The sequence below is a fragment of the Streptacidiphilus monticola genome (assembly GCF_042658505.1).
GTDB classification, from domain to species: domain Bacteria; phylum Actinomycetota; class Actinomycetes; order Streptomycetales; family Streptomycetaceae; genus Streptacidiphilus; species Streptacidiphilus monticola.
The window spans coordinates 1-2,926 of sequence record NZ_JBHSQJ010000151.1 but is presented as its reverse complement, the minus strand read 5'-3'; the positions used below and the strand labels follow the sequence as shown (position 1 = coordinate 2,926).

Sequence of the window (2,926 nt, the reverse complement as noted above, 5' to 3'; positions counted from 1 at the left end):
GCCAACGCGCGGGCGGTGGCCCGCCGTTCGGGCCCGTGCGGGCGGAGCAGGGCGGGTGCGAGGGTGACCGCCCAGGCGATGAGCCCGGCGCCGAGGGTGAGGGCGAGGTGCCCGGGGATCAGCTGGGCGGGCTGGTGCACGAAGAGCGCGCCGGAGCTGACGAAGACGAAGATCACATGCCCGGGCGGCCCGATCCGGGTGGCGTCCACGAGCGTCTTCTGCACGGCCGCGAGAGCGGCCCCGACGAGCACCAGCAGCGGTACGCTGCTGGTCGCGGCCCCCGCGAGCAGCGCGAGCGCGAGTCCGGCGGTCATGCCCAGCACCACGCCCGGGATGGCGCGAGCCCTTGCGGCGTAGGGGAGTTGATGCCCGAAGAGCGCGCAGAGCGAGCCGGCCATGGTGAACATCACCAGATCGAGCCGCCCGATCCCGAGCAGCACGAAATCCGGCACGGCCCCGGCGATCACCACGCTGAGCGCGGGCTTGAACCAGGCCTCAGCCGGGCGGGCGAGACGGAGAACGGGAGGGAGGGGGGAACGGCTCACCTCTTAAGATTAGCAGATGTTTTACTCGTGAAATATTGCGATCGTGGCTGGGGCTGCCAGTGCCCCCGTCGAGGTATGGAACCCCCTCACCCGGTCGGCCCGGGCCGTGCCCCCGTCCCCCCGCCCCCAGCCGGGGGCCATCAGCAGCCCAGCTGCGCTCGGCCCCGCGCCCCACGCAGGCCCCGGCCTCTCACGGCCGTGGCCCCCGCCCCGTCCCGCCCGCCGGACGCTGCAGGCGGGCCCGGGCCTCGGCCGCCCGGCGGCCGGGCGTCCAGCCGGGCCGTGCTGCGGCCCTGGCGGCATGGTGCGTTCAGGGGGCGGCCCCCGCCGCCCCTCCGGGCGCAGCCGGGGCTGGTGGGGGCCGAACGCCGCAGTACGGGTGTTCCCCGGCTGACCGGTCCTGGCCGGAGGCCCCTTCGGGGCGTCGTGGGACGGACCGGGGAGTGCGGGAAGAGAGCGGGTGCGGCAGGGCGGGTGGGAACGGGGGCGGGCAGGCGCTGCCCCGGAAGGGGCTCAGTCCTGGAACTTGGGGATGGACCGGGCGTCCGTCGCGGCGCGGGCCACCTCGGGCAGGGCGGCGCCCGTCGACGCGGTGACGACGGCCGCGACGGCTCCCTCGACGAAGGGGGCGTCGACCAGCCGCGCCTGGGTCAACTCCTCGTCCTCCAGGACGGTTCGGGCCGTCAGGACCGAGCTGCCGAGGTCCGCCAGGACCACCACTCCGCCGCCCGCGTCAGCCTGCCGGACGGCGTCGAGGACCAGGCGGTAGCTCGTGCCGATGCGCCCGTCGTCCGTGCCGCCCGCGCCGACGACCGGGACCTCCGGCGGGGCCAGCTCCGCCAGCAGGGCGCGCAGGCCGGAAACCAGCTCCGCGCTGTGCGAGACAAGTACGATGCCCACAGGTTGCGTCACAGCTCGTGATCCTAGGCGGCAGGGTTGCCGGGGGAGGATTCCCGCGATGAAGAAGCTCGTCAACGCGCCTGAGGACGTGGTGCAACAGGCCCTGACCGGCCTGGCCGCCGCGCATCCCGAACTCTCGGTCGACGTCGAACGGCGTGTCGTGCTCCGCGCGTCCGGCCCGGTGCAGGGCAAGGTCGCGCTGGTCTCCGGCGGCGGCTCCGGGCACGAGCCGCTGCACGCGGGCTTCGTCGGCCCGGGCGGGCTCGACGCCGCCTGCCCGGGCGAGGTGTTCACCTCCCCGGTCCCCGACCAGATGCTGACGGCCGCTCAGGCGGCCCACGGCGGCGCGGGCGTGCTGCTGATCGTCAAGAACTACACCGGCGACGTCCTCAACTTCCAGATGGCCGCCGAGCTCCTCGAGGACGAGGACATCCCCGTCGAGACCGTGCTGGTCGACGACGACGTCGCCGTCGAGGACTCGACCTGGACGGCGGGCCGGCGCGGCACCGGGGCCACCGTCTTCGTCGAGAAGATCGCGGGCGCGCTCGCCGAGCGCGGCGCGAAGCTGGACGAAGTCGCCTCCGTGGCACGGAAGGTGAACGAACGCACCCGCTCCTTCGCCGTCGCGCTCACCGCCGTGACCACCCCGGCGGCCGGCCGTCCCGGCTTCGACCTGCCCGAGGACGAGATGGAGGTCGGCGTCGGCATTCACGGCGAGCCCGGGGCCCGGCGCGCCCCGCTGGCCTCGGCCAAGGACATCATGGCGACCTGCGTGGACGCCGTCCTGACGGACCGTCCGCTCGCGGCGGGGGACCGCGCCATCGTTATGGTCAACGGCCTCGGCGCCACCCCGCTGCTGGAGCTGTACCTCGCCTTCGGCGAGGTCGCCGCGCAGTTCGCGGCACGCGGCATCACCATCGCCCGGTCGCTGGTCGGCAACTACATCACCTCCCTCGACGCGGCCGGGGTCTCGCTGACGGTGTGTCAGGCGGACGAGGAACTGCTCGACCTGTGGGACGCTCCGATCGACACCCCCGCCCTGCGCTGGAAGGCCTGAACCGCATGGACCTCGACCTCGCCCTCGCCCACGCCTGGATCGCCGCCGCGGCGGCGCGCGTCGACGCCGAGGCGGACCGCCTCACCGCCCTCGACGCCGCGATCGGCGACGGCGACCACGGCGCCAACCTCCGCCGGGGCTTCGCGGCGGTGCGCGACGCGGAAGGGGAGACGCCCGGGGAGTACCTGGTGTCGGTCGGACGCACGCTGATCTCCTCGGTCGGCGGGGCGTCCGGTCCGCTCTACGGCTCGGCGTTCCGTGCGCTCGGCAAGGCGCTGGGGGAGTCGCCGGCGGTGGACGCCGCCCGCCTCGGCGAGGGGATGGCCGCCGCGGTGGCCGCGGTGCAGCGCCTGGGCGGGGCGCAGCCTGGGGACAAGACGATGGTCGACGCCCTCGGCCCGGCGGCCGAGGCCTTCGCCGCGCG

The 2,926-nt window shown here is 75.0% G+C and carries 3 protein-coding genes and 1 pseudogene; 2 read left to right on the top strand and 2 right to left on the bottom strand.

From position 1 onward, the window contains the following. A pseudogene (locus ACFP3V_RS29085) lies at positions 1 to 545 on the bottom strand (FUSC family protein); the annotation flags it as partial. Positions 546 to 1,058: 513 nt separating this feature from the next. After that, entirely contained in the window at positions 1,059 to 1,457 is a 399-nt protein-coding gene (gene dhaM, locus ACFP3V_RS29080; RefSeq protein WP_380589866.1) for a dihydroxyacetone kinase phosphoryl donor subunit DhaM, read from the bottom strand. A gap of 46 nt (positions 1,458 to 1,503) precedes the next feature. On the opposite strand from dhaM, the gene dhaK reads away from it, so the two are divergent. Together dhaK and dhaL are read left to right on the top strand one after the other, a co-directional pair. Further along, positions 1,504 to 2,502, top strand: coding sequence for a dihydroxyacetone kinase subunit DhaK (dhaK, locus tag ACFP3V_RS29075; RefSeq protein WP_380589863.1), 999 nt, complete (start codon positions 1,504 to 1,506; stop codon positions 2,500 to 2,502). A gap of 5 nt (positions 2,503 to 2,507) precedes the next feature. After that, a partial coding sequence (gene dhaL / locus ACFP3V_RS29070) for a dihydroxyacetone kinase subunit DhaL (protein WP_380589860.1) occupies positions 2,508 to 2,926 on the top strand: 419 nt, incomplete at its 3' end.